Consider the following 25,561-nt stretch of genomic DNA (forward strand, 5'->3'; position numbering starts at 1 on the left):
GAAACCCTTCATGTGATCACATTTTTTTTGCGTGTGATCACAAATGTCGGTTTTCCGCCGATGCCTCCTAATTCGAGTTTTCCTATTGCCCAAATTTATGCCACACCGCCTTCAAATCCAAGCTGATGGGACAAATCCATGAACATCCATGAATACCAGGCTAAGGCTCTGCTGCGCAGCTACGGCATCCCGGTGTCCGATGGCCGCGCCGTGACCAAGGCTGAAGAGGCCAAGACTGCGGCGGGCGAACTCGATGGCCCGCTCTGGGTGGTCAAGGCACAGATCCACGCAGGTGGTCGCGGCAAGGGCCATTTTGTGGAGCCTGAGGCGGGCGAAAAAGGTGGCGTGCGGCTGGCGCGTTCGGTCGGTGAGGCGGCAGAATTTGCCCGTCAAATGCTGGGCCGCACCTTGGTGACGGTGCAGACCGGCCCGGCTGGCAAGCAAGTCAACCGGATCTATATCGAAGACGGCAGCGATATTGAGCGCGAGTTGTATCTCGCTTTGCTGATTGATCGCCAAACCAGCCGCATCTCGATCGTATGCTCCACCGAAGGCGGTATGTCGATTGAAGACGTCGCCCACGACACGCCCGAAAAGATCCTGTCGTTCAGCGTCGATCCGGCCACCGGCTATTCCGATTTCCACGGCCGTCGCGTCGCGTTCTCACTGGGTCTGACCGGAAATCAGGTCAAGCAATGCGTCGGCATCGTGAAGAACCTGTACAAATTGTTCGTCGAAAAAGACATGGATATGCTGGAAATCAACCCGCTTGTGGTGATGACCGACGGCAACATGAAGTTGCTCGACGCGAAGATGAGCTTTGACGGCAACGCGATGTATCGTCACCCCGATATTGCCGCCCTGCGCGATGAGACGGAAGAAGACCCGAAGGAACTCGCCGCGTCGAAGTTCGATCTGAACTACATCGCCTTGGATGGCGAAATCGGCTGTATGGTCAATGGTGCGGGCCTTGCGATGGCGACGATGGATATCATCAAGCTGTACGGGGCCGAGCCTGCCAACTTTTTGGACGTCGGCGGCGGGGCTACCAAAGAAAAGGTCACCGAGGCGTTCAAGATCATCACCTCTGACCCGCAGGTCAAAGGCATTCTGGTCAACATCTTCGGCGGCATCATGCGCTGCGACATCATCGCCGAGGGCGTGATCGCGGCGGTGAAAGAAGTTGGGCTGAAAGTGCCGCTGGTGGTGCGCCTTGAAGGCACCAATGTGGAACTCGGCAAAGACATCATCCGCAATTCCGGCCTGAACGTGATCGCCGCTGACAACCTGTCAGACGCCGCACAGAAGATCGTCAAAGCGGTGAAGGGATAATATCATGGCTGTTCTTGTAAACTCTAACACCCGCGTCATCTGCCAAGGCTTCACTGGCAGCCAAGGCACGTTCCATTCGGAACAGGCCATTGCTTACGGCACGAAAATGGTCGGCGGCGTCACTCCCGGCAAGGGTGGCTCCAGCCACCTGAACCTGCCGGTGTTTGACAGCGTTCACGAAGCCCGCGCGGTCACCGGGGCCAATGCATCGGTGATCTACGTGCCGCCGCCGTTTGCGGCTGACTCTATCCTTGAGGCGATTGATGCCGAGATGGAGTTGATTGTCTGCATCACCGAGGGCATCCCGGTGCTGGATATGATGAAGGTCAAGCGCGCGCTGATCAATTCAAAGTCCCGCCTGATTGGGCCGAACTGCCCGGGCGTGATGACCCCCGGCGAATGCAAGATCGGCATCATGCCGGGCAGCATTTTCTCGAAGGGTTCAGTGGGCGTGGTCAGCCGTTCCGGCACGCTGACCTATGAGGCCGTGAAGCAAACCACCGACGTGGGCCTTGGCCAAACCTCGGCTGTCGGCATCGGCGGCGATCCGATCAAAGGCAGCGAACACATTGATATCCTTGAGATGTTCCTTGCCGACCCAGACACCCATTCGATCATCATGATCGGTGAAATCGGCGGCGCTGCAGAAGAGGAAGCCGCGCAGTTCTTGGCCGATGAGAAGAAACGTGGCCGCTGGAAACCAACCGCAGGCTTCATCGCCGGCCGCACTGCCCCCGCAGGCCGCCGTATGGGCCACGCGGGTGCCATCGTGGCAGGCGGCAAAGGCGACGCGGAAAGCAAGATCGAGGCGATGAAAATGGCCGGGATCGTAGTGGCCGACAGCCCGGCGACTTTGGGCGAGGCTGTGCTGAAAGCGATCAAGGGCTGATCATGGGACCGGCGCAGGCCATCAGGACTGGTTTTGCCAAGTCCTTCCAGTTCTCGGGGCGGGCTTCCCGCGCCGAGTTCTGGTGGTTTGCGCCCGTGCCGGTTATTGTGGTCTTGACGACTTTTGCACTTGCCGACGTTAGTTCAATATTCGAAAAGCCCGCCGTGTTGTACTCGCTATTGTTCGCAGTATTTCCTGTTCTAAGCCTCGCCATGATTTCCGCAGGGGCTCGCCGTCTCGCAGACACCGGTTCACGGCTTAAATGGCCATTTCAAGCAACAATGCTGACAGCCCTGACTGCATACACTGTCTCCGGCACCGTAGTCGTCACTTTGGAACAGCTCCAGATATATAGCACCGAATACCTGTCTGGCATCGGCTTCATCACTGTGTTTTTGGGCTTACCCTTTTTGCTGGTGACTTTGCTTTGCTTTGCAATTCCCCTGTCCCGGCCATCTCAACCCAACTCCAATCCCTACGGTCCCAACCCCTTCGAGGTAACCCCATGACCGAACAATCCCCCAACGGCCAATTCCACGCCTCTAGCTTCCTGCAAGGCGCGAATGCGGATTATATTGACCAGCTGGCTGCAAACTATGCCGCTGATCCGGCTTCGGTCGATGCGCAATGGGCCGATTTCTTCCGCTCCTTGGCGGAGCCCGAGATGGATGCCAAGCGGCAGGCCACCGGGCCGTCATGGGGCCGTGCCGACTGGCCGCCCACGCCTTCGGATGACATCACCGGGGCGATGACGGGCGAATGGCCTGCTGCGGCGGAGCCGAAGGGCGCTAGCAAGAAGATCGCCGAAAAGGCCGTTGAAAAGGGCGTGTCCCTTACCGATGCGCAGGTTCAACGCGCGGTGCTCGATAGCATCCGCGCCATCATGATTATCCGCGCCTACCGGATCCGGGGCCATCTGGCCGCCGATCTCGACCCGCTGGGCATGACTGATCGCGGCAATCACCCTGAGTTGGAACCGGTTTCTTATGGCTTTGAAGAAGCCGATATGGATCGCCCGATCTTCATCGACAACGTTTTGGGGCTGGAAATGGCCTCGATGCGGCAGATCATCGACATTGTGAAGCGCACCTATTGCGGCACTTTCGCGCTGCAATTCATGCATATTTCCGACCCGGCGCAGGCGGCTTGGCTGAAAGAGCGGATTGAGGGCTATGGCAAAGAAATCGCCTTCACCCGTGAGGGCCGCAAGGCGATCCTGAACAAGCTGGTTGAGGCTGAGGGCTACGAAAAATTCCTCCATGTCAAATACATGGGCACCAAGCGCTTTGGTCTGGACGGCGCCGAGGCGCTGATCCCGGCGATGGAGGCGATCATCAAACGCGGCGGCGCTATGGGCGTGCGCGAGGTGATCTTTGGGATGCCGCACCGCGGTCGTCTGAACGTGCTCTCGAACGTACTGCAAAAGCCCTACCGCGCGATTTTCAACGAATTTCAGGGCGGCAGCTATAAGCCGGAAGATGTCGATGGCTCGGGCGATGTGAAATATCATCTTGGCGCCTCGTCGGACCGCACCTTTGACGGCAACACGGTTCACCTGTCGCTTACCGCGAACCCCTCACACCTAGAGGCAGTAAACCCTGTCGTTCTGGGCAAGGTCCGCGCCAAGCAGGATCAGTTTGGCGATACCGAACGCAGTCAGGTGCTGCCCGTGCTGCTACACGGCGATGCGGCTTTTGCGGGTCAGGGCGTGGTTGCTGAATGTTTTGGCCTGTCCGGTCTGAAGGGCCACCGCACGGGCGGCACCATTCATATCATCGTCAACAACCAGATCGGTTTCACCACCGCACCAGCCTACAGCCGCTCTAGCCCCTACCCCACTGACATCGCGCTAATGGTGGAAGCGCCGATTTTCCACGTCAATGGCGATGACCCGGAAGCCGTTGTTCATGCAGCGAAAGTTGCCACCGAATTCCGCCAGACCTTCCACAAGGATGTGGTGCTGGACATCTTCTGCTATCGCCGCTTTGGTCACAACGAAGGCGACGAGCCGATGTTCACCAACCCGGCGATGTACACCACCATCCGCAAGCAAAAGACCACCTTGCAGCTGTATACCGACCGTCTGGTTGCCGATGGCTTGATCCCGGAAGGCGAGATTGAGGATATGAAGGCGGCGTTCCAAGCCAAGCTGAATGAGGAGTTTGAGGTCGGCAAAGATTTCAAACCCAACAAGGCCGATTGGCTGGATGGTCGCTGGAAGTCGATGAAAACCAAAGACCTGGACAACTACCAGCGCGGCGACACTTGGATCAAGCCCGAGACAATGGCCGAAGTCGGCGCGGCTTTGACCCGCATCCCCGAAGGTTTTGACATCCACAAAACCGTCGCACGTCAGCTGGAAGCCAAGAAGAAAATGTTTGAAACTGGCAGCGGTTTCGATTGGTCGACGGCAGAGGCTTTGGCTTTTGGCTCCTTGCAAGTCGAAGGCTTCCCGGTGCGTTTGTCGGGGCAAGATTGCACCCGTGGCACCTTCAGCCAGCGTCATTCGGCCTTCGTCGATCAGACCACCGAAGAACGCCACTACCCGCTGAACCACATCCGCGCCGGGCAAGCGCGCTATGAAGTCATCGACTCGATGCTGTCGGAATATGCGGTGCTGGGTTTTGAATACGGTTACTCGCTGTCCGAACCCAACGCGCTGACGATGTGGGAAGCGCAGTTTGGCGATTTCGCCAATGGCGCGCAGATCATGTTCGACCAGTTCATCAACTCGGGTGAGAGCAAATGGCTGCGGATGTCGGGCCTGGTCTGTCTGTTGCCGCATGGCTATGAAGGACAGGGGCCGGAACACTCTTCGGCGCGGCTGGAACGCTTCTTGCAGATGTCAGCGCATGACAACTGGATCGTGGCAAACTGCACCACGCCCTCGAACTACTTCCACATTCTGCGCCGCCAGATGCACCGCGATTTCCGCAAGCCGTTGATTTTGATGACACCAAAATCACTGTTGCGTCACCCGATGGCAATCTCGGATGCGTCTGACTTCACCGAAGCCAGCTATTTCCACCGCGTGCTGTGGGATGATGCGCAGAAGGGTCATTCGGAGACCAAACTGAACGCCGATGATCAGATCAAGCGCGTCGTGCTGTGCTCGGGCAAGGTCTACTATGATCTTTTGGCCGAACGCGATGCGCGCGGGCTGACCGACACCTATCTGCTCAGGGTTGAACAGTTGTATCCGGTGCCAAAACAATCGCTGACGGCTGAGTTGTCGCGCTTCAAGGGTGCCGAATGGGTCTGGTGCCAAGAGGAACCCAAGAACATGGGCGCTTGGTCGCATATCGAGCCGGAACTGGAATCGCTGCTGACCAATATCGGCGCAACCAACACCCGGCCCCGCTATGCGGGCCGCGCGGCCTCGGCTTCGCCTGCCACGGGCTTGGCCTCCAAACATAAATACGAACAGCAAACCCTGGTCAACGAAGCGCTCGGCTGACCGATAGAAACGCGCCGACGCGCAGGAGATTGAAATGACAGATGTAATGGTACCCTCCTTGGGCGAAAGCGTCTCGGAAGCCACCGTATCGACTTGGTTCAAGAAGCCCGGCGATGTGGTCAAGCAAGATGAGATGCTGTGCGAGTTGGAAACCGATAAGGTCTCGGTCGAAGTGCCCAGCCCGGTGTCGGGCGTGCTGACCGAGATCATCGCGCCGGAAGGCACCACCGTCGCCGCCAACGCGCGGCTGGCGATTGTGACCGAAGGGGCTGCTGGTGCCAAAACCGCCGCGCCGATCCCGTTGAAAGCCGAAGAGCCGAAATCGGTTGCCGCTGCCGCAACGGTCGGCTCGCCCGGTGCCGGCCCAGAAGTGCTGACCCCGCGCGACGTCGAAAACGCGCCTTCCGCCAAGAAGGCGATGGCTGAGGCTGGCCTGTCGGCCGACCAAGTCCAAGGCACTGGCCGCGATGGCCGGGTGATGAAGGAAGACGTGGCGCGTGCCGCAACCGCGGCCCCGCTCGCCGCCGCCCCAGCCGTAGCCGCCATTCCGCGCGCTCCGGTTCCGGCTGACGATGCCGCCCGCGAGGAACGCGTCAAGATGACCCGCCTGCGCGCCACCATCGCGCGCCGTTTGAAAGATGCGCAAAACACCGCCGCCATGCTGACCACCTATAATGAGGTGGACATGTCCGGCATCATGTCTTTGCGCAATGAATACAAAGACATCTTTGAGAAAAAGCACGGCGTCAAACTGGGCTTCATGTCGTTTTTCGTCAAAGCCTGCACCCACGCTTTGAAAGAAATCCCGGAAGTGAACGCCGAGATTGACGGCCAAGACGTGGTCTACAAAAACTACGTCCATATGGGCGTCGCCGTCGGTACTCCGAACGGTTTGGTGGTTCCGGTTGTGCGCGATGCAGACCAGATGGGCTTTGCCGCGATTGAGAAGAAAATCTCGGAACTCGGCCTGCGCGCCCGCGATGGCAAGCTGTCGATGGCTGAGATGCAGGGTGGTTCGTTCACCATCTCGAACGGCGGCGTTTACGGCTCGCTGATGTCCTCGCCGATACTGAACCCGCCGCAATCGGGCATTTTGGGGATGCACAAAATCCAAGATCGCCCGGTCGTGGTCGCAGGCCAAATCGTGATCCGTCCGATGATGTATCTGGCTTTGTCCTACGATCACCGGGTTGTGGACGGCAAAGGGGCGGTGACGTTCCTCGTGCGGGTGAAGGAAGCGTTGGAAGATCCGCGTCGGTTGTTGATGGATTTGTAATCGACTGGCGGGGTGGTGAACCCCGCCCTACGGGGCAACTTGTAGGGCGAGGTTCACCCCGCCAATGGAGGTGTGGTTTTGCAAACTAATTCACTCGCGGCAATCTTAAAAAAACGATACGACTCTGCTGCCTTTGGTGGTCAAGTTGTAGCTATTTATTTGTTCGGAATTGAGTTTGCAGATGCCTTAGAAGGCAAGCCCCTCAAAGAAGTATGTAGCGAAGCGGGGATTTCGCCAACTTACGCGACCGAACTGGCAAAGGCCCGAAGGTTGGCGCCGTTTGTAGTATTGAGAAAATGACCCCCGAATTCACCTCACTCGCGGGCCCGCCGCCCGCCCCCTCTCCCCGCACCAAGCGCGTCGTTGTGGTGTGTATGCGCAACGAGGCGGTGTTTGTGCTGGAATGGATGGCCTATCATCTGAGCATCGGTTTTGATCGCATCTTCCTTGTCACCAATAACTGCCAAGACGGCACGGATTTGATGGCGGATCGGTTGGCGGAACTGGAACCCGTCATCCACATCCGCAATGAAGTCGCCCCCGGCGAGGCACCGCAGGTCGTAGGCCTTGCCCGCGCCATGGCGCATCCGGCGATGGCAGATGTGGAATGGCTGCTGCACATCGACGCGGATGAGTTTCTCAATATCACCACCGGAGCGGGTATGGTGGGCGACCTGCTGCAAGCCGTAGGCCCCTGTGACACGGTTGCCATCGCGTGGCGCTTTATCGCCAGCGGGGGGCGGCAGGTCTGGCAGGGCGGCAGCTTGCTGGCCGAGCAAACCCAGTGCTCCGCCCAGATCGAGGAACAGCATGTCCTTCACAAATCGCTGTTTCGCCCCAACCGATTTGCCCGAGCCACTGACCACATGCCGAAAGATCCGCTTATTTCCGAAGTCATCGCTGTAAACACCAGAGGCGACCGCATTCCCACTCGTGGCCTGACGCACCCAACTTCTCCAAAATATCGCGGCATCGACGATACTGCGCTGACGTGGCAGAACGCCGATATTCATCATTATTGTGTGCGTTCTGAAGATTTGTTTCTATTGAAGAACATTCGCGGCGATGGCATGGCGCTCGTGCATACAAATTACACGCTCGGCTCAAAACTGTGGACCATTGCCGAACGCGCCACCGGAGAAGACCGCTCGATCCAGCGCCATCTTCCCAGCGTCAACGCGCGTCTGGCCGCCTATGACGCCGATCTGCAGTTGCACGGTTTGCACAAAACTGCGCTGGCTTGGCTGGCACAGCAGCGCGACAGCTACCTGACCGCCGAGAACCGCAAGCTGTGGGATCAACGTCGCAAACGTGCAAAGAAAGTGGCCGCAGAATGACCCCCGAACTCACCGCCCTCGCGCTCGCAGGCCTGCTGCAAGTCGGACAATACGCGCTGTTCGCCATCCCGGCCAATCTGCAACTGGGCACCGGCTATACCTCTAGCCCGCGCGACCGCCCACCTTCGCGGCAGTTGTCGCTGCGCACCGCGCGGCTGCAACGCGCCCTTACCAATCATTTTGAGGCGCTGGTCCTGTTCACCCTCGCCGTCGTCGTGGTGACCTTGGGCAACCAATCCAGCGCGGTCACCCAGTACGCCGCTTATATCTACATCGCCGCCCGCGTGCTTTACGTCCCGGCCTATGCCTTTGGGCTGCGGCCATGGCGCTCGGCCATCTGGGCGGTGGGCTTTTTCGCCAGCCTCACCATGATCGTGGCGGCTTTGATCTGACACACGCGTCTGTACACAGTCTGTACAGGCTCACACGCCAACCCTACGAAGGAAAACCCATGGCAAGTTTTGACGCAATCATCATCGGTGCTGGCCCCGGCGGCTATGTTTGCGCCATCCGGGCCGCGCAACTGGGCCTGAACGTGGCCGTGGTCGAGGGGCGCGAGACTTTGGGCGGCACCTGCCTGAATATCGGCTGCATCCCGTCGAAAGCCCTGCTGCATGCGACGCATAGCTTGCATGAAGTGCATGAAAACTTTGAGAAAATGGGGCTTATGGGTGGCGCGCCGACGGTCGATTGGCTGAAAATGCAGTCCTACAAAACCGATGTTGTGAATGGCAACACCAAGGGCATCGAGTTTCTGTTCAAGAAGAACAAGATCACCTGGCTGAAAGGCTGGGCCACTATCCCCGCGCCGGGCAAAGTACAGATCGGCGACGAGGTGCATGAGGCGAAAAACATCGTGATTGCAACGGGGTCCGAGCCTTCCAGCCTGCCGGGCGTGACGGTGGATGAGACGATTGTGGTGACCTCGACCGGGGCATTGGCGCTGCCGTCGATCCCGAAAACCATGGTGGTGATTGGTGCGGGCGTGATTGGGCTGGAGATGGGCTCGGTCTACGCGCGGCTTGGCACCGCAGTCACTGTGGTGGAATATCTTGACGCGATCACCCCCGGCATGGACGCCGAAGTGGCGAAATCCTTCCAACGCATTCTGACGAAGCAGGGCTTTAAGTTTGTTCTGGGTGCCGCCGTGCAAGGCGTGGAAACCAAGGATGGCATGGCCAAGGTCAGCTACAAACTGCGCAAAAACGACGCCGAAGCCAGTCTGGAAGCCGAGGTGGTTCTGGTGGCCACGGGGCGAAAACCCTACATCAAAGGCTTGGGGCTGGAGGCGTTGGGGGTTGAGATACTGCCGCGCGGCCAAGTCAAGACCGATGCACATTTCGCCACCAATATCAGCGGCTTGTATGCGATTGGTGATGCGATTGTCGGCCCAATGCTGGCGCATAAAGCCGAAGACGAGGGCATGGCTTTGGCCGAGATCATGGCCGGCAAAGCGGGCCATGTGAATTATGGCGTCATCCCCGGCGTGGTTTACACCTCGCCAGAAGTGGCATCGGTGGGGGCCACCGAAGAACAGCTGAAAGAACAGGGCCGCGCTTACAAGGTCGGCAAATTCCCGTTCATGGGCAATGCGCGCGCCAAAGCGGTGTTTCAGGCCGAGGGTTTCGTGAAAATGCTCGCCGATGCCACCACCGACCGCATCTTGGGCTGCCATATCATCGGCCCGGGCGCAGGCGATCTGATCCACGAGGTCTGCGTGGCGATGGAATTTGGCGCGTCAGCACAAGATCTGGCGATGACTTGCCACGCCCACCCCACCTATAGCGAAGCGGTGCGCGAAGCGGCGCTGGCTTGTGGCGACGGTGCGATTCACGCCTAAGCACGCTCCTCCGCCCTTACAGGCGTCTTCGCTTATGCGAAGATCGCCCGTAAGGCAGGGACGAGTGCCGTCTCAGGCCTTTTTCCATAGCCAATCCAGCAGCCCGGCAGAGCCATCGTCCGGGCTGATCCCCACCACCAAAGCCGCCTCCATCGCGCCATCCGGCTCGGTCATTTTGACCCGCGCATAAGCGCCATCCCCGGCATCGGCGGCAATGCGGTCGTCGGCGTTCAGCATGTCGCGCTGACCTTGCCGCGCATAGGCGGGATGCTCGGCATAAATTTCGGCATTGACTGCCTCATCAAAGAAAATCTGGCTGGTCAGCACGGTTTGTGCATCCAGAAACACCTTATAATGCACATGCGTCGTGCGCCCGCGATACCAGCCGGGGAACACGGTTTGAAATGTCACAATGCCAGCATTATCCGTCTGTTGCGTGCCACGCAGAAAAGTTTGGCCACTGGTATCACCGCCGTCCCCCATATTCTGCACGCCAGCATACACCCCCAAAGCATCGCAATGCCACACATCCACCCGCGCGCCCACCACGGGCACGCAATCCGCCGTCACCACCTGCAACCGCAACTGCATCGGCAGGCCCGGTTTGCCCTCGGTGATGTCGGAGCGCAGCAGTTTGGGGTCGATGTAGAACGGCCCCTCCGTCACTTCTTGTTGCAACTGGCAGACATCGGTGGAGATCAACTCGGCAGTTTCAGCCCGCGCCGCCAGACCGCCGGGCAGCATCGCCAATGGAGCGAGTGAGAGCGCCTTCAAGATGGTGCGGCGGTCGATGGTGGAAAGCGGGCGCATAGCAACTCCTGTGTAAGTCACAGTTGAAACGCCACAGGCCAGCGATTCCGTCGCCTAGGACGCCAAATGTCGCAGCCCCTGCGTGACATCCGTGCGCACCGCCAAGCGCAGCCCCGGCTCATCGCCTGCCCGCAAGGCCGCGAGGATCATCCGGTGGTGTTGCGGCATGTCCCGCCTACGCAACTTCTGGTAAAGCGCGCGCATTGTCGGCCCCAGTTGCAGCCAGACCGTCTCGCACAGGGCCAGCATCGCCGGGGTCTGGGCGCGCAGATAAAGCGTGCGGTGAAACTCCAGATTGGTGCGCACATAGCCCACCGCATCTTGGTTCATCACCGCCTCTTGGTTCAGCGCATTGATCGCAGCCAAACGATCGATCAACGCGAAATGCGCTCGCGGCAGCGCCCGCGACGCCATCTCCGGCTCCAGCATAGCGCGGATCGCGGCCAGTTCCTCAATGCGTTCCGGGGTAAGTTCCGGTGTTGAAATCCGCCCTGACGAAGACATCGTAAACGCCCCCTCAGCCACCAACCGCCGCGCCGCCTCGCGCGCCGGGGTCATCGAGACGCCAAATTGTTCCGCAATACCGCGCAGGGTCATCGCCTGACCGGGCGCGAGCTCGCCATGCAACACCTGCTGGCGCAGGCTGCGATACACCCGCTCATGGGCGGCAGCATTGGGGTCGGCCAATCGCGGCGGGATGGGATAGGGTGAAATCATGGCCTAGCCAAGCACCCAGAGCTTGCTGCGGTCAAGCGCCATCAAGATCGCCGCCATCAAACCGGATCGCCTGTAGCGCCCCGCCTTCCCGCTTTAACCACCCGCGTTCTGCCTGCCAGCCCGGAAACAAGTGCTGCACCACAGCCCAGAACCGATCCGAATGGTTCATCTCCAGCATATGCGCCACCTCATGGGCCGCGACATAGTCCAGCACCCGAGGCGGCGCCATGATCAGCCGCCACGAATACATCAGCGACCCATCCGAGGTGCAAGATCCCCACCGTGAGCGGGTGTCGCGCAGCGTTACTTGACTAACCTTACGCCCGATCAGCCCGGCGTAGTGATCCGATGCCGCCACCAACCGATTGCGTGCCTGCACCCGCAGAAAAGCTGACACCCGCGCCGCTGCACGTTCAGGATCGCCCGGCACGACCAGCGAATCGCCCTCCACCCGCACCGACCGCCCTGCGCCGTTCTCCAGCCGCAAGGCCCGCCCTTCAAACGGCAGCACCGAACCGATACCAACCCCGACCACCTGCGGCATCCGCGCTACCGCCGCACGGATCCAAGGTTCCTGCGCGCGAGCAAAGGCCATCGCCTCGGCCTCCCGCGCCCGCGTCGGCAACGACAGTGTCACCGCGCCATTGGTCTGCGATACGCGCAAGGAAAACCGCCGCGCGCGGGCATTGCGACGCAGAGTGATCTCTATTGGGGGTGGGCCGGGAAGCAGCAAAATCGCACCTCTGGACATGGGACCGCAGCATACCTATCTGCATCGCAGCCGCAACTGCGGTAACACTGACAAAAGCCTTTGACAGTCGCTCAAGCCTGTGGCAAGCGGCTACATTCCGAATTGACAGCCCGCAAGGGCCAGCCTGAACAAAGGGAAAACCATGCCATTGGCAGAATGGGGCACCAAGCGCGTATGCCCGACCACCGGCAAGCGCTTTTACGACCTGAACCGCAGCCCGATCGTCAGCCCGTACACGGGTGAGGTCGTGGACATCGAATCGGCACGCCGCAAAATGGCTGCCGCCGTGATCGCGCGTGTGCAGCCTGAAAAAGACGATGATGCGGTGCTGGTTGATGATCTGGAGGCAGATGATGATCTGCTGGTCGCAGGCGTCGCCGATGATGCCGAACTCGACGATGAGCTCTTGGAAGATGACGCCGACGACACCGTGTCGCTGGATGATCTGACCGACGTGGCCGGCGACGAGGAAGACGTTTAAGCTGATCAAGCCGGGCGTGGGGAGGCTTGCATTTTCCTCTTGCACCCCCCCGCGCCCTCGCCTAAACACCGCCCACCAAGACGATCACGACGCGCCCAACGTCGTGCCAAAGATGGGGTCATAGCTCAGATGGGAGAGCGCTTGAATGGCATTCAAGAGGTCGGGAGTTCGATCCTCCCTGGCTCCACCAAACAAATCAAAGACTTAGATGAAAGAAAGCCTCGCAAACGCGAGGCTCTTTTCATTCTGGGTAACGTTTGGGGTAACATTTGTATGGAGAAACGCACTGCTGCGAAAATAACGCTTGTCGCTCTCAGCGATATTGATTTTGGACTTAAGCAGATATACTTTCTACTTACAGAGGAAGAACCATGACAACTTTAGCTAAGATACACACTGCACAGAAAGTGCAGCGCACGTCCGGTATGTATGCTGCACGTTCATACATGAGCGGGCGCTTTACGGCGAAGCATGTCGTCGTCACTGCCGACGCACTAGATGAATCTTTTGAAGACGCTCAGTTGAATGCGATTGCCGACGAAAGGGCCAAGGGTCCGTTCGTAAAGGTAACGCTGGATGACCTATAGCCTAGAATTTCATGAAAATGCGCTAAAGGAATTTCGCGCGCTTGACGCTGAAGTTCGTGATCGATTCAAAAGAAAGCTTCACGAACGGATGCAAAATCCGCGTGTAGAAATGGATCGACTTAGTGGCAAGTCGAATCGCTACAAGATCAAATTCAAGCATCCCGGCGTTCGGCTCGTCTATGAAGTAGTAGAAGATCGTCTGATCGTCTTCGTTCTGGCGGTCGGCAAACGCGAACGTAGCGCAGCATATGAAAAGGCATCTGGCAGATTTTTCATCAGGAGATGACCTTTACCTGATCTCGCGTTGCAAGATGGCCGGGACCATCCCGGCCCCGGCCCCTGTCTCTCCCAGCGTCCCGCGTGACAGAGCCTTCCTGACGCACTGCCCCCGAAAGGAAAGGCCGCGCCTTGGCGGGGTTATGGCACTCACCGCCCAATCCGGTTGCTTTGCGCTGGGTCGACGCAGGTGCAACCCACCCTATCCCTTAACTTTGAACAGCCAGCCTTTTGCCTTGCTGATTTCGTAAGTCAGCAGCACACGCCCCGGATCCAGATCGGCCAAATCGCAAACCTCTGCAAAGTCGCGCGACCAAGGCCAGAACGGATCCTTGCCCTCTGCTGCATCGCGCAGGCCGTCGAGCAGCACGCTTAACCAAAGCCGCCGTTCGCCCCCGTGCATCAGTTTGCACAGCGTCGGACCACAAGCGACTGCACCCGGTCAGCCATGATCTGATCGCAGGCGTTCATCGCTGCAAACATCCATTGTGACCAAGCAAGGTGTTCCGCCTCGCTCACACACGCCTTGAGCCGCTGGGGTAATCCCCCCATTTTTAACGGGGTGCATCCGTAGAACTTACGCGGCCATTTTCAGTTTCTGGGCGGGTGTGATGCCGCCGATGCCCATGTTCGGGCGGTCGTTGTTGTATGTCCATAGCCATTGTGTGGCGTGATCCTGTGCCTCCTCGATGGTTTCGATGATGTATTGGTCGAGCCATTCATGCCGGACGGTGCGGTTGTATCGCTCGATGTAGGCGTTCTGCTGCGGCTGGCCGGGTTGGATGTGCTGGATCGTGATGCCCTGTCTCTCAGCCCAGATCAGCAGCTTGCCACTGATGTATTCCGGGCCGTTGTCGACCCTTATGGTGCCGGGTTTGCCGCGCCATTCGATGATCCGGTCCAGGCTCCGGATGACCCTTTCGGCGGGTAGCGAGAAGTCAACCTCGATACCCAGCCCCTCGCGGTTGAAGTCATCCAGCACGTTCAGCAGCCGAAACGCACGGCCATCACCGAGGCGATCTGCCATGAAGTCCATGGACCAGGTCATGTTGGGTGCCTCGGGCACAGCAAGCACATCAGGTTTGTCCCGCTTCAGCCGCTTGCGGGGCTTGATCCGCAGGTTCAGTTCCAAGGCGCAATAGATCCGATAGACGCGTTTGTGGTTCCACGGATGGCCCTTCACGTTGCGCAGATGCAGAAAGCACAGCCCAAAGCCCCAGGTCTTGCGGGCGTCGGTCAGACCCACCAGAAGGTCGGCGATCTCTTCGTTCTCGGCTTTTAACTTCGGGCCATAGCGATAGCAGGTCTCGCTGACCCCGAAGGCCCGGCAGGCCAGCGCAATGCTGACCTTGTGTCGCGCCACCGCTTTCTCGGCCATCTCGCGGCGTTGAGATGGCCGCGTCATTTTTTTCCGAGAGCCTCTTTCAGCAGGTCGGCTTGCATGCTCAGGTCCGCATACATCCGCTTCAGCCGGCGGTTCTCGTCCTCGATGGCCTTCATCTGGCTGATCAGCGACGCATCCATGCCGCCATACTTCGCCCGCCACTTGTAGAACGACGCATTGCTCATGCCATGCTCGCGGCACAGCTCTGCCACCGGCACACCGCCTTCGGCCTGACGCAGGATCGCAAGAATCTGCGCCTCAGTGTATCTGCTTGTCTTCATTCAGAATCTCCTCGTTCATCTTGGCGAGAAAATTCTACTTATGCAGCCCCTTACTTTCGGGGGGGATTACCCAACCAAGTCTGGTGCGCCGACATCACTTACCTGCCCATGCGCAAAGGCTTCCTCTATCTGGTGGCCATCATGGACTGGTTCACCCGCAAGGTGCTGGCCTGGCGCATCTCCAACACGCTGGAGGCCGACTTCTGCCTGGAGGCTTTGAACGACGCCATCCACAAGTTCGGCCCGCCCGAAATCATGAATACTGACCAGGGCAGCCAGTTCACCTCCTTCGACTGGACCGACCGCTTGAAGCGGGCAAAGACCAAAATCTCGATGGACGGCAAAGCCCGCTACCTCGACAACATCTTCATTGAACGTCTCTGGCGTTCCCTGAAGTATGAATGCGTCTACCTGCACGCCTGGGAAACCGGGTCACAGGCCAAAGCCGGCGTCGGGCGCTGGATCACCTTCTACAACCACCTGCGGCCCCACGCCGCCCATGGCGGACAACCGCCCGCCGTGGTCTACTTCAACGCAATCGAAACCGATCAGCAGAGGCAGGCAGTAGCTTAACTCACCCGGAAATCTGTCCAAGAGTTGGGGAGTAGCTCAGATTGCCAACTTTTACTTGATCGACTTCGACGCCAAGATGAACCGTTTTGCGCTTGAGCGCGGCGGTCGCTATATGCGTTACTCAGACGACATTTTGCTAATCGTTCCGGGTGGTGAAGCTGAAGCAACCGCCGCGACAAACTTTGCGACAAACGAGATAAAAAACCACGGTGAAGCTCTTGAGATCAAAGAAGCAAAGACGTGCGTTGTCAAATTTACCAAGTCTGGCGACGAACTGAGCTTTGAGCACTTAACTGGTCCAAAAGGAAAAAATGGGTTAGAGTACTTAGGTTTTCGATACGACGGCAAGAAAGTTTACGTTAGAGAAAGCACAATATCGCGGCTCTATCGCAAAGTGTCGGTTGCTGCAAAACGTGATGGAACGATGCATGTGCTTGCAAATCCTACCGCTAGCCCAGCGAGCCTTATTGGTAGCTTCAATTATTCACTCTTTAGTCAGAAGTTCAGCCGCGTGAAAAAGGGAGAGTTGACTGACGACTATAAGAGTTGGACTTTCTACAGCTACTTGAAACGGGCAGCACATACATTTGGGTCTAAGGGTGATCGCATCCTACCCCAAGCACGAAACTTTAAGGAGCAAATGAAGGAACGCGTCACTAAAGCAATCATTCGTGCCCACGCACGTCAGACGGCACAACCAGCACTCCCATAGCCGTTCCCCGAAGGCGACGCCGCAGAAACTAAGGCGAGCAAAGGCGCGCATCATCTAGGGACCGTGGACATTTAGCGCAGCGCAATGATTGTTGCGGCGATGCTCCACGTTGCGCGGTAGCTTGTGTCGGTTTTGTCGTACCTTGTGTTTACGCCTCTGAACTCCTTGATCTTGCTGAAGTAGTTTTCGATGAGGTGTCGCCATTTGTAGGCTTCGGCGTCGTGGGGAATGTGCAGGATGCGGTTGCGTTTGGCGGGGATGACGGCTTCTGCTTGCCTGCGGTCCAACTCGGCGCGCAGGTGGTTTGCGTCAAACGCTTTTTCGGCCATCAGGGCGTTGAAGCTCAGCCCCTCGATCAGGTCCGGCACCCCGGTAATTTCGCTGCGCTGACCCGGCAGAAGCACAAAGCGCACCAGATTGCCAAGCGCGTCTGTCAGCGCCAGAACCTTCGTCGTCAGCCCGCCTTTCGAGCGCCCAATCGCTTGATTTCGAGTCCCCCTTTTGCGCCGCTCGCCTTCTGATGCGCGCTGATGATGGTGCCATCAACGAGGACGTATTCAAAGTCAGGCTCCCCCGATATGGCGTCGAAAATACGTTGAAATACATCGGCTTGCGCCCAGCGGCGAAACCGCCGGAACACAGAGTTCCAAGCGCCAAAACCCGGCGGCAGGTCACGCCATGGACCGCCAACCCTGACCTTCCAAAGGACGGCTTCAAGAAACAGCCGATTGTTCTTCGCCGTCACCCCGCGCGTCCGCAACGAGCCCGGCAAAAGCGGCTCGAGAAGCCGCCAACTCCGGTCAGAAATGACAAAACGTTCAGCCCGCATTCATACCTCCTCAAAAGGAAGCTTGAATCACGATATCCACCCAATGGGAATCCTAAATGTCCACAGCCCCTAGGTTTGCAGCATTAATCAGGCAATTCCTTACTTCTTCCAATGTGATATCAATCGCTTTTGTTGCACGACTAAGTTTGTTGTATTTTTCAACTAGCTCATTGTACTCGCCAAGCAGCTTGTCATTGGCCTGCACACTTTTAGTCACGTTGGATTTGCAGGTGAAGCCCTCATAGTTGCACTGATAGCTATCAAAGCAGGCTGCATCTTTCCCCACACACATGCCACTGCTGGAACAAATTGTATCGCCATAGTTTAGGCAAGCTGCGCTAGTGCCAATGCGACATGAAAAGTTCTCGCTAAACGCCGGAGCCGCCAAGCTGATCCAGAGCACGGCTGCCAAACATGCGACACCCTGACAGATCGCGATAGTGGCCAAGGTGTCAGACAAACTCTTTAGCAAGGTGCGATAAGAAAGCTCTGTGTGCTTATTGGCCTTGTAAGCGGTGGTCATGCCAGAAACGAAGTCCAAAATAATGTGCATAAGTTCCCCGCCTGTTTGGGTGAGGTTAGCGGTCATGAATGCTTGGGGGAAGAGGTTATGCTCAATGAGTGGCGGGCTTGAGTTTTAGCGTTGCATTATGGCCTTGAACACCGCCTTGGTGTGACACTATGGTGTGACACACGTTCAACATGCATCTGTTTAGTGTTGTTGCTCAAAGGCTTAGATTTCCGTGGTGGAGTTCCTCCCTGGCTCCACCAAATCCTCCGGCTAGTAAATCTGGGGAAACTTCCAAAGCAAAATGGCCCGTCTTTTGGTGGGCCATTTGCTTTTGTGATTGCAGAAAAAGGCAGGAAGTGGGGCTGGTCTCCCCAATGCCCTAGCCCTGCTTTGCCTCAAGCGCTGCAATACGGGCCGCCAAGACCGTGTTTTCTTCGCGGGCCTTTTGTGCCATCGTGCGCACGGCGTCGAACTCTTCGCGGGTGACGAAATCGCGGTCGGCAAGCCAGCGGTCGACGAATCCCTTCATCGCGGTTTCCGCCTCGGATTTGGCACCTTGGGCCACCCCCATCGCGTTGGTCATCAGCTTTGACATGTCGTCGAAGAATTTGTTTCCGGCCGTCATCTGGGGCCTCCTTTCGCTTAAGCCTTATATGAGCCGCCAAAGCCCCATGCACAAGATGGCGATCTGCCGCGATCCCACGTTGACATCGCCCCGCCGCTTGCCGACAACGCGGGGAAAATCGCAGGAAGCCCAATGTCCTATATCCCCTTCCCGAACCTCTCGCCCGATATCTTCTCGATCCCGCTGGGGCCGATGACGCTGACCCTGCGCTGGTATGCTTTGGCCTATATCGTCGGCCTGCTTGCGGGCTGGAAGCTGATCGTTTGGATGATCAACACGCCGCGGCTGTGGTCGGGGCCGCCGCCACTCACCCCCGAAGCGATCGAGCGCCTGCTGACTTGGGTGATCTTCGGCGTCATCCTCGGCGGGCGCCTGGGCTATGTGATCTTCTACCAACCTGACCATTTCCTGCAAAACCCGCTGCAAATCCTGCGGGTGTGGGAGGGCGGGATGTCGTTCCACGGTGGTTTCGCGGGCGTGGCTATCGCGGGTATCTGGTTTTGCAAGCGCGAGAAAATTCGAATGCTGCCGCTGGCCGATCTGATGGCCGCCGTCGCCCCGATCGGCCTGCTGCTGGGGCGCTTGGCCAATTTTGTCAATGCAGAGCTTTGGGGCCGCCCCACTGATCTGCCCTGGGGTGTCGCCTTTCCCGGGGAAGCCGCGCAGACTTGTGAAGGTGTTCTGACCATTTGCGCCCGCCACCCCAGCCAGCTTTATGAGGCGGCACTTGAAGGTCTGCTGCTGCTGGTCGTCCTCAGCTATCTGATCTGGCGGCGAAGCTGGCTGAAAACCCCCGGCAAGATCGCCGGCCTGTTCTTCGCAGGCTACGGCATTGCCCGGTTTTTGGTCGAATTCGTCCGCCAACCCGATGCGCAATTCGTCTCGGACGGCAATCCCTTGGGCTTGGCGTTGCACGTCGCAGGCTATGGCCTGACCATGGGCCAAATCCTAACGATCCCGATGATCGCCGCTGGCGTCTGGTTCATCGCCAAAGCCAAACCCGCCCCAGCAAACCCCAAATGACTCCCCTCGCCGAACTGCTGATCCAGCGTATTCAGGCGACAGGCCCGATCACCCTCGCCGACTATATGGCCGAATGTCTGCTGCATCCCCAGTACGGCTATTATTCCACCCGCGACCCCTTCGGCGCTGCTGGCGATTTCACCACCGCGCCCGAGATCAGCCAGATGTTCGGCGAGCTGCTGGGCCTCTGCCTTGCGCAGACTTGGCTCGACCAAGGCGCGCCTGCGCGGTTCACGCTTGCCGAACTCGGCCCCGGTCGCGGCACCTTGATGGCCGATGTTCTGCGCGCCACCAAACGTGTTCCGGGCTTCCACGTCGCAGCGCAGGTGCTGCTGGTGGAAGCCTCCGCCACCCTGCGCAAACGCCAGCGCATCACCTTAGCCGACCACCCCGCGCAATGGGCCGACCACCTCGCCCCCGGAGAAACCCCGCTCTACCTGCTCGCCAATGAATTCTTCGACGCCCTACCGATCCGGCAATTCACCAGGGCTCCCCAAGGCTGGGAAGAAACCCTGATCGGCGTCGGCAACGGCCAGCTGACGATGGGAAAATCCGCGCCAGCCGCAATTTCTCAGCTGGACCATCGTCTTACCGACACCAAACCCGGCGACATCGTCGAAATCTGCCCAGCCGCCGCCCCGATCATGCAGACCATTGCCGCCCAAATTGAGACCCATGGCGGTGCCGCCCTGATCCTCGACTACGGCGATTGGACCTCGCACGACGATACATTCCAAGCGCTGAAAGCCCACAGCTTTACCGATCCCCTCGTGGAACCCGGCGAAGCCGATCTGACCGCCCATGTCGATTTTGCCGCCCTCGCCGCGGCCTGCACATCTCATGCCTACACCACGCAAGGCCAGCTTCTGACCGCGCTTGGCATCCGCAAGCGCGCCGTCCAACTGGGGTTAAAACTGACCGGAGATGCCCTCGTCCAGCACAATGCCGCCACGCACCGCTTGACCGCGCCCGAGGAAATGGGAAGGTTGTTCAAAGCCCTCGCCATCACACCCTCCCACGCCCCCAAGCCCCCCGGATTCACCTGATGCTGGAAATCATCACCTCCGACGCTCTTGCCCCCCGCCACGGGTTTTTTACCCGTAAGGGTGGAGCCTCTTCAGGGATTTTTGCCGGGCTGAACTGCGGCACGGGCTCCACCGACCAAGCCGAAGCGGTGGCGATCAACCGCGCCCGCGTCGCCGAAGCGCTGGATCTTGCCCCCGATCATCTCGTCTCGGTCCACCAAGTCCATTCCCCCGATGCTTTGCACGTCACAACGCCGCTGCGGGTGCGCCCGCAAGCCGATGCGATGGTCACCGCCACCCCCGGCCTTGGCCTTGCCATCCTAACCGCCGATTGCCAGCCCGTGCTGTTCGCCGATGCGAAGGCGGGGGTGATCGGTGCCGCCCATGCTGGCTGGCGCGGCGCGAAAGACGGTGTTCTGGAAGCAACCCTTGTGGCGATGGAGGCTTTGGGCGCCTCTCGCGCCAACATCGCCGCCGTAATCGGCCCCTGCATCAGCCAGTCCGCCTATGAGGTTGGCCCCGAGTTCTTTGAAGCCTTCACCGACGACGACTCCGAAACCCGCCGCTTCTTCGCCCAAGGCCAAGGTGATCGGATGTTGTTCGACCTGCCCGGCTATGGGTTGTGGCGGCTGCGCGCGGCTGACGTCGGTCATGCCGAATGGACGCGGCACTGCACCTTTTCGGATGCCTCGCGATTCTACTCCTACCGCCGCACCACCCATGCGCATGAGGCCGACTATGGCCGCCTGTTGTCAGTGATCCGTCTGTAAAGCCGTCGGCTCTGCCACAATTCACCACAATGCCGCACAAAGTTACCTCAATCGCTACTGTTTCCAGCCCAAACCCTGCCGCAAAGATCCGTCAGATTGTCTCCAACGCATGAACAAACCTGCAAGGGACAAGGCCATGAAGAAACAACCCCGCTGGATGAAATCCGCCATCGCCGCAAGCGCGGAGCCGCAAGTCGCCCTGCCGTGGGCTCGCGGCCAACGCCGCCGCCCCGAGGCAATGGCTCTGGCACTGAAAGCCGCCGCCGCCAAGCCGCGCGCGCAGGCTGCTCACTGATCAATCGCCCCAACTCGGGCCCGATTCGCAAAAAAGGCCGGGACAACCCCGGCTTTTTTTCATTTTCAGCGCACAATCGTCGCATTACATCCCCAGCGTGAACAATAACGGCAACAACATGAAGATCGCGTCATAACTTCATATCAATTAAGAATAAACTTTGACAACAGGGCGTGTTTCCGCCATGTTTGGCCTTACAGATGTCCCTCTGTGAAAACAGGCAGTGGCGGGCGTGGTAAGACCCCTCAAAGGCTCCCCCCTCGGCGCACCAGTTCGGCAAATGTCGGGCTGCGGATGATGCTCAGTTAAGGCGGCCCTGGTGTGCTCTGACACCGTCAAGGGGCCGCCTAAACATTTGTGCAGACCGCTGGCCACCAAACCGAATTCTGTCGCAGAATTCGGCACGTTTTCTGACTTCAGAAAACGCCTCCGCCTATCAGTTCAGGCGTGCTTCGCCAACCGCGCCTCCAGCACATCAAACGGCAGTCCCGGCTCGTCCTTGGCACAGCGGATCACCAACGAGGTTTTCACGTTCGCCACATTTTCGGCCTTCAAAAGCTGTTCGGTCAGGAACGACTGAAAGCTCGACAGATCGGGCGCCACGCATTTCAGAATGAAATCAATCTCACCGTTCAGCATATGGCATTCACGCACCAACGGCCACGCACGGCAACGGCCTTCAAAGGTTGACAGATCGGCCTCGGCCTGACTTTGCAACCGTACCATCGCGAAGACCTGCACCTCAAACCCCATCTCGCGTGCGTCAATATCGGCGTGATAGCCCTTGATATAGCCCGCCTCCTCCAGCGTGCGCACCCGACGCAGGCAGGGCGGCGCTGAAATCCCCACCCGGCTGGCGAGTTCCACATTGGTCATCCGACCATCCGCCTGCAATTCCGCCAGAATGCGACGGTCAATCGGATCGAGTTTGCTGCCGGCCATATGGGCCTCCTTTTTGGCTTGTATCTATGCCTACACCCCGCCCTGCGCAACATTCTTTCACAACCGCGCAAGATGTTTTCGCAAAACACCCACGCGCCGCACAATTCCGCCATGCGTTTGCCAGCCCTTCCCCCGCGCACGGGCAACGCATATATCAAGCTCCACACGATTCCGGGGATGCGCCATGACCACGACACGCCACAGTAAAGTTCTGATCATAGGCTCCGGCCCCGCAGGATACACGGCGGCGGTTTACGCCGCCCGCGCCATGCTGGAACCCATTTTGGTGCAAGGCCTGCAACCCGGCGGGCAGTTGACCATCACCACCGAGGTGGAAAACTGGCCCGGTGACACCCATGTGCAAGGCCCCGATCTGATGGTGCGGATGCAGGCGCATGCCGAGGCGATGGGAGCGGAAGTGATCTCCGACTACATCACCAGCCTTGATCTGCAGAGCCGTCCCTTCACCGCCACATCCGACTCCGGTACCACGTATACCGCTGATGCTGTGATCTTGGCGACGGGTGCGCAAGCCAAATGGCTGGGTCTGCCGTCGGAAGAAAAGTTCAAGGGCTTCGGCGTCTCGGCCTGCGCCACCTGCGACGGTTTCTTCTATCGGGGCAAAGAGGTGGTGGTGATCGGCGGTGGCAATACGGCGGTGGAGGAAGCGCTGTTCCTCACCAACTTCGCCACCAAGGTCACCCTGATCCACCGCCGCGACACCCTGCGCGCCGAGAAGATCATGCAGGACCGTCTGTTCAAGCACCCGAAGATCGAAATGCTGTGGGACTCGGAAGTCACCGAGGTTCTGGGCTCTGACGCCCCCACTTCCGTCACCGCCGTCCGCACCCGCAATCTGAAAACCGGCGAAGTCAAAGACGTGCCCTGCCACGGCTTCTTCGTCGCCATCGGCCATTCCCCCGCCTCAGAGCTGGTGAAAGACCAGTTGCCGCTGCATGAGGGCGGCTATGTGCAGATTGAGGCAGGCTCCACTCGCACCGCCATTCCGGGCGTGTTTGCGGCGGGCGATCTGACAGACCACATCTACCGTCAGGCCGTGACCAGCGCCGGGATGGGCTGCATGGCCGCACTCGACGCCGAACGTTGGCTGCAAGAGCAATCCGAGCAATAGGCGCGATGCGCCTGCTCGCCATCTCGGGCAGCCTGCGCTCCGCTTCGACCAACACCGCATTGCTGCGGGCTTTGGCCGAAGCGGCCCCGCAAACTGTCACGCTCTATGAAAATATGGCCGACTTTCCGCTGTTCTCGCCCGACTTTGAGGCAGATACCCCCGCCCCAGTGCTAGCCTTCGCCGCAGCCATCGCCAGCGTTGACGGCCTCATCATCGCCTGCCCGGAATATATCCACGCCCTGCCCGGCGCCTTCAAAAATGCGTTGGATTGGTTGGTGTCGCGGCCCGAGTTGATCCACAAACCCATCGCCCTGTTGCACGCCTCGCATCGGGGGGAGGATGTTCTGGCCGATCTGCGTCGCGTGCTCGCCACCGTGTCAGATCGCTTCGCGCCCGATATATTCGCGCGCTTCCCCTTGGGCAAGCTGACCCCGCCCGATGTGGTCGCCCACATGGCCCAGCCCACAAACCGCGCCGCCCTACTGGCATTTCTGGCGCGGTTTACGGATTTCATCGCCGAGGCTGACCGCCCCGGCTAAGCCTCAGTGCGCGTTGACCGGTGCCATATCATGCTGACGCGCCAGCGAAAACGCGAGGGCTCGGTCGGCGACCAAAGCCAGTTGTTCGCCATCCTCGCCATGCACGGCATAAACGGTTTTCATGCCGTTGATCTGCGCCCGCACCTTTTCCGGCAGGCTTTCCACCGCGATGGGGCGCACATAAACGATGCGGTTTTCCGCCTCGGGCAATGCTTCGAATTTCACATCCATCATCATCTCTCCTTATTTGCGGCCAATACGAATGGTCTGCACAATGGTGTCGGGCACCATCCGGCGCAGGTCGATATGCAACAGCCCGTGGTCCAGATCAGCGCCTGCCACCTCAACCCCGTCGGCTAAAACGAACGAGCGTTGAAACGCCCGCGCGGCGATACCGCGATGCAGGAACACCCGCTCGCCCAGATCATCGCTTTGCCGTCCGCGCACCACCAGTTGACGATCCTCAACCGTGATCGCCAGATCTTCATCGCGAAAGCCAGCAACGGCCAAAGTGATGCGGTAGGTGTTCTCGGAGGTGGCCTCGATGTTAAACGGCGGATAGCCTTCCGAGGCGGTTTTGGCGGTGCGCTCGACCAGCCGTTCCAGCTGTTCAAACCCCAGCAGAAAGGGGTGCGAACCAAAAGTAAGTTTCGTCATGACCGATGCCCTTTGCAACAAGCGACATTGAAGCCGGGCCCAGACTGCGGCACCCGACCCCTTGAATATGGGGGCAGCGGTGCAAGCCCGCAAGTGGTGGATTGCCCAAGAAAACTTAAAGCCTGATGCAGAGATTTTCCGCCGATTTCAGGCGAATCACTGTATCCTAACGCCAAGCCATAAAGACTGGATTCGATCCTGCCATGAATGCCTCCTCCGAGATGAACTTTGAAGACATGCTGCGCGTGAAGCTGGAAGTGCTGCGGCGCGAGCATCGCGATCTGGATGAGGCGGTTTATGCGCTGGAAACCGCAGGCCGTCCTGATGTGCTGACGCTGCGGCGGCTGAAAAAGCAGAAATTGCAGATGAAGGACCAGATCGTGCGGATTGAAGATCTGCTGATCCCGAATATCATCGCCTGATCTGCCACGCCCTCGGCTAAAACCGACGCCCGCGCTACCAGATCGCTGGCTTTTCCTTGCCTCCCCCGCCTGCATTGCTATGAAGCGC

Annotated in this window: 31 protein-coding genes, 1 tRNA gene and 1 pseudogene; 22 read left to right on the top strand and 11 right to left on the bottom strand. The window is 59.0% G+C overall.

Annotated elements, in window-relative coordinates; genetic code table 11:
* Positions 1-138: 138 nt before the first annotated feature.
* From sucC to lpdA, 9 genes are all read left to right on the top strand, one after another.
* Positions 139-1,332 (top strand): ADP-forming succinate--CoA ligase subunit beta, encoded by a 1,194-nt coding sequence (gene sucC, locus ACS5RD_RS20115; RefSeq protein WP_054007030.1) that lies wholly within the window; start codon positions 139-141, stop codon positions 1,330-1,332.
* A 4-nt stretch (positions 1,333-1,336) separates the two neighbouring features.
* Positions 1,337-2,221: a succinate--CoA ligase subunit alpha gene (sucD, locus tag ACS5RD_RS20120; RefSeq protein ID WP_489928861.1), complete on the top strand. Its 885-nt coding sequence runs from the start codon at positions 1,337-1,339 to the stop codon at positions 2,219-2,221.
* 2 nt (positions 2,222-2,223) lie between these two features.
* On the top strand, positions 2,224-2,730 hold the full coding sequence (locus tag ACS5RD_RS20125; RefSeq protein ID WP_489928862.1) for a DUF805 domain-containing protein: 507 nt from the start codon (positions 2,224-2,226) through the stop codon (positions 2,728-2,730).
* Positions 2,727-5,678: a 2-oxoglutarate dehydrogenase E1 component gene (locus ACS5RD_RS20130; RefSeq protein ID WP_489928863.1), complete on the top strand. Its 2,952-nt coding sequence runs from the start codon at positions 2,727-2,729 to the stop codon at positions 5,676-5,678. Before ACS5RD_RS20125 ends, ACS5RD_RS20130 begins: the two co-directional genes overlap by 4 nt.
* Before the next feature lie 34 nt (positions 5,679-5,712).
* Positions 5,713-6,954, top strand: a complete 1,242-nt coding sequence (gene odhB / locus ACS5RD_RS20135) for a 2-oxoglutarate dehydrogenase complex dihydrolipoyllysine-residue succinyltransferase (RefSeq protein ID WP_489928864.1) — start codon at positions 5,713-5,715, stop codon at positions 6,952-6,954.
* 72 nt (positions 6,955-7,026) lie between these two features.
* Positions 7,027-7,254 (top strand): HTH-like domain-containing protein, encoded by a 228-nt coding sequence (locus ACS5RD_RS20140; RefSeq protein ID WP_489928865.1) that lies wholly within the window; start codon positions 7,027-7,029, stop codon positions 7,252-7,254.
* A complete protein-coding gene (locus ACS5RD_RS20145) occupies positions 7,251-8,291 on the top strand; it encodes a glycosyltransferase family 2 protein (RefSeq protein ID WP_489928866.1) in 1,041 nt (346 codons plus the stop codon). The genes ACS5RD_RS20140 and ACS5RD_RS20145 overlap by 4 nt, the downstream gene beginning before the upstream one ends.
* Complete coding sequence (locus tag ACS5RD_RS20150; RefSeq protein ID WP_489928867.1) at positions 8,288-8,683, top strand: MAPEG family protein; 396 nt, start codon at positions 8,288-8,290, stop codon at positions 8,681-8,683. Before ACS5RD_RS20145 ends, ACS5RD_RS20150 begins: the two co-directional genes overlap by 4 nt.
* A 59-nt stretch (positions 8,684-8,742) precedes the next feature.
* Positions 8,743-10,131 carry a dihydrolipoyl dehydrogenase gene (lpdA, locus tag ACS5RD_RS20155; protein ID WP_489928868.1) on the top strand — a complete coding sequence of 463 codons (1,389 nt, stop codon included), beginning with the start codon at positions 8,743-8,745 and terminating at the stop codon, positions 10,129-10,131.
* A 72-nt stretch (positions 10,132-10,203) separates the two neighbouring features.
* Here the strand turns inward: lpdA and ACS5RD_RS20160 are convergent, their stop codons facing one another.
* Genes ACS5RD_RS20160 through ACS5RD_RS20170 form a run of 3 tightly spaced genes read right to left on the bottom strand, consistent with a single transcriptional unit; the run spans position 10,204 to position 12,409 of the window.
* Positions 10,204-10,941 (bottom strand): intradiol ring-cleavage dioxygenase, encoded by a 738-nt coding sequence (locus ACS5RD_RS20160; protein ID WP_489928869.1) that lies wholly within the window; start codon positions 10,939-10,941, stop codon positions 10,204-10,206.
* A gap of 54 nt (positions 10,942-10,995) precedes the next feature.
* Positions 10,996-11,658 (bottom strand): GntR family transcriptional regulator, encoded by a 663-nt coding sequence (locus tag ACS5RD_RS20165; RefSeq protein ID WP_054007020.1) that lies wholly within the window; start codon positions 11,656-11,658, stop codon positions 10,996-10,998.
* 31 nt (positions 11,659-11,689) lie between these two features.
* Positions 11,690-12,409 (bottom strand): M48 family metallopeptidase, encoded by a 720-nt coding sequence (locus ACS5RD_RS20170; RefSeq protein WP_407638439.1) that lies wholly within the window; start codon positions 12,407-12,409, stop codon positions 11,690-11,692.
* Between the two features lie 142 nt (positions 12,410-12,551).
* Between ACS5RD_RS20170 and ACS5RD_RS20175 the strand changes: the two genes are divergently transcribed.
* From ACS5RD_RS20175 to ACS5RD_RS20190, 4 genes are all read left to right on the top strand, one after another.
* A complete protein-coding gene (locus ACS5RD_RS20175) occupies positions 12,552-12,890 on the top strand; it encodes a TIGR02300 family protein (protein ID WP_054007019.1) in 339 nt (112 codons plus the stop codon).
* A 114-nt stretch (positions 12,891-13,004) separates the two neighbouring features.
* Positions 13,005-13,080, top strand: a tRNA-Ala gene (locus ACS5RD_RS20180).
* Between the two features lie 181 nt (positions 13,081-13,261).
* Positions 13,262-13,477, top strand: a complete 216-nt coding sequence (locus ACS5RD_RS20185) for a hypothetical protein (protein WP_489928870.1) — start codon at positions 13,262-13,264, stop codon at positions 13,475-13,477.
* Positions 13,467-13,763: a type II toxin-antitoxin system RelE family toxin gene (locus tag ACS5RD_RS20190; RefSeq protein ID WP_489928871.1), complete on the top strand. Its 297-nt coding sequence runs from the start codon at positions 13,467-13,469 to the stop codon at positions 13,761-13,763. The genes ACS5RD_RS20185 and ACS5RD_RS20190 overlap by 11 nt, the downstream gene beginning before the upstream one ends.
* Positions 13,764-13,955: 192 nt before the next feature.
* On the opposite strand, the gene ACS5RD_RS20195 is transcribed toward ACS5RD_RS20190, so the two are convergent.
* Together ACS5RD_RS20195 and ACS5RD_RS20200 are read right to left on the bottom strand one after the other, a co-directional pair.
* Positions 13,956-14,156: a hypothetical protein gene (locus ACS5RD_RS20195; RefSeq protein WP_489928872.1), complete on the bottom strand. Its 201-nt coding sequence runs from the start codon at positions 14,154-14,156 to the stop codon at positions 13,956-13,958.
* Between the two features lie 174 nt (positions 14,157-14,330).
* Positions 14,331-15,418, bottom strand: a protein-coding gene (locus tag ACS5RD_RS20200; RefSeq protein ID WP_489928006.1) for an IS3 family transposase whose coding sequence is annotated in 2 segments (ribosomal slippage) — positions 14,331-15,163 and positions 15,163-15,418 — 1,089 coding nt in all. Because the reading frame shifts where the segments join, the coding sequence is not laid out codon by codon here.
* Positions 15,419-15,421: 3 nt separating this feature from the next.
* On the opposite strand from ACS5RD_RS20200, the pseudogene ACS5RD_RS20205 reads away from it, so the two are divergent.
* Together ACS5RD_RS20205 and ACS5RD_RS20210 are read left to right on the top strand one after the other, a co-directional pair.
* Positions 15,422-15,991, top strand: a pseudogene (locus ACS5RD_RS20205) (IS3 family transposase); the annotation flags it as partial.
* A 76-nt stretch (positions 15,992-16,067) separates the two neighbouring features.
* Positions 16,068-16,703: a hypothetical protein gene (locus tag ACS5RD_RS20210; RefSeq protein WP_489928873.1), complete on the top strand. Its 636-nt coding sequence runs from the start codon at positions 16,068-16,070 to the stop codon at positions 16,701-16,703.
* A 71-nt stretch (positions 16,704-16,774) separates the two neighbouring features.
* On the opposite strand, the gene ACS5RD_RS20215 is transcribed toward ACS5RD_RS20210, so the two are convergent.
* The 3 genes from ACS5RD_RS20215 to ACS5RD_RS20225 all read right to left on the bottom strand — a co-directional run bounded on the left by ACS5RD_RS20215 (position 16,775) and on the right by ACS5RD_RS20225 (position 18,668).
* Positions 16,775-17,532, bottom strand: a protein-coding gene (locus tag ACS5RD_RS20215; protein WP_489928874.1) for an IS5 family transposase whose coding sequence is annotated in 2 segments (ribosomal slippage) — positions 16,775-17,190 and positions 17,190-17,532 — 759 coding nt in all. Because the reading frame shifts where the segments join, the coding sequence is not laid out codon by codon here.
* Positions 17,533-17,584: 52 nt separating this feature from the next.
* Positions 17,585-18,085, bottom strand: a complete 501-nt coding sequence (locus ACS5RD_RS20220; RefSeq protein ID WP_489928875.1) for a hypothetical protein — start codon at positions 18,083-18,085, stop codon at positions 17,585-17,587.
* 337 nt (positions 18,086-18,422) lie between these two features.
* Positions 18,423-18,668 carry an accessory factor UbiK family protein gene (locus ACS5RD_RS20225; RefSeq protein WP_489928876.1) on the bottom strand — a complete coding sequence of 82 codons (246 nt, stop codon included), beginning with the start codon at positions 18,666-18,668 and terminating at the stop codon, positions 18,423-18,425.
* 132 nt (positions 18,669-18,800) lie between these two features.
* Between ACS5RD_RS20225 and lgt the strand changes: the two genes are divergently transcribed.
* The 4 genes from lgt to ACS5RD_RS20245 all read left to right on the top strand — a co-directional run bounded on the left by lgt (position 18,801) and on the right by ACS5RD_RS20245 (position 21,781).
* Complete coding sequence (gene lgt, locus ACS5RD_RS20230; RefSeq protein WP_489928877.1) at positions 18,801-19,691, top strand: prolipoprotein diacylglyceryl transferase; 891 nt, start codon at positions 18,801-18,803, stop codon at positions 19,689-19,691.
* On the top strand, positions 19,688-20,737 hold the full coding sequence (locus tag ACS5RD_RS20235) for a class I SAM-dependent methyltransferase (RefSeq protein WP_489928878.1): 1,050 nt from the start codon (positions 19,688-19,690) through the stop codon (positions 20,735-20,737). Before lgt ends, ACS5RD_RS20235 begins: the two co-directional genes overlap by 4 nt.
* Positions 20,737-21,486: a peptidoglycan editing factor PgeF gene (gene pgeF / locus ACS5RD_RS20240; RefSeq protein WP_489928879.1), complete on the top strand. Its 750-nt coding sequence runs from the start codon at positions 20,737-20,739 to the stop codon at positions 21,484-21,486. Before ACS5RD_RS20235 ends, pgeF begins: the two co-directional genes overlap by 1 nt.
* A 136-nt stretch (positions 21,487-21,622) precedes the next feature.
* The gene (locus ACS5RD_RS20245) at positions 21,623-21,781 is read left to right on the top strand and encodes a hypothetical protein (protein ID WP_156317534.1); all 159 of its coding nucleotides are present in this window, start codon (positions 21,623-21,625) and stop codon (positions 21,779-21,781) included.
* 441 nt (positions 21,782-22,222) lie between these two features.
* Here the strand turns inward: ACS5RD_RS20245 and ACS5RD_RS20250 are convergent, their stop codons facing one another.
* A complete protein-coding gene (locus ACS5RD_RS20250) occupies positions 22,223-22,723 on the bottom strand; it encodes an Lrp/AsnC family transcriptional regulator (protein ID WP_054007010.1) in 501 nt (166 codons plus the stop codon).
* A 184-nt stretch (positions 22,724-22,907) separates the two neighbouring features.
* On the opposite strand from ACS5RD_RS20250, the gene trxB reads away from it, so the two are divergent.
* Positions 22,908-23,855 carry a thioredoxin-disulfide reductase gene (gene trxB, locus ACS5RD_RS20255; protein ID WP_054007009.1) on the top strand — a complete coding sequence of 316 codons (948 nt, stop codon included), beginning with the start codon at positions 22,908-22,910 and terminating at the stop codon, positions 23,853-23,855.
* 5 nt (positions 23,856-23,860) lie between these two features.
* Positions 23,861-24,394, top strand: a complete 534-nt coding sequence (locus ACS5RD_RS20260; protein ID WP_489928880.1) for an NADPH-dependent FMN reductase — start codon at positions 23,861-23,863, stop codon at positions 24,392-24,394.
* Positions 24,395-24,397: 3 nt separating this feature from the next.
* On the opposite strand, the gene ACS5RD_RS20265 is transcribed toward ACS5RD_RS20260, so the two are convergent.
* Both ACS5RD_RS20265 and ACS5RD_RS20270 read right to left on the bottom strand, forming a co-directional pair.
* On the bottom strand, positions 24,398-24,625 hold the full coding sequence (locus ACS5RD_RS20265) for a DUF1150 family protein (protein WP_054007182.1): 228 nt from the start codon (positions 24,623-24,625) through the stop codon (positions 24,398-24,400).
* Positions 24,626-24,637: 12 nt separating this feature from the next.
* Complete coding sequence (locus ACS5RD_RS20270) at positions 24,638-25,051, bottom strand: Hsp20 family protein (protein WP_054007007.1); 414 nt, start codon at positions 25,049-25,051, stop codon at positions 24,638-24,640.
* Positions 25,052-25,254: 203 nt separating this feature from the next.
* Here ACS5RD_RS20270 and ACS5RD_RS20275 point away from each other — a divergent pair, with 203 nt between their 5' ends.
* A complete protein-coding gene (locus ACS5RD_RS20275) occupies positions 25,255-25,473 on the top strand; it encodes a YdcH family protein (RefSeq protein ID WP_304927167.1) in 219 nt (72 codons plus the stop codon).
* Positions 25,474-25,561 lie beyond the last annotated feature (88 nt).

It is taken from the genome of Cypionkella sp. PAMC25878 (assembly GCF_058135695.1).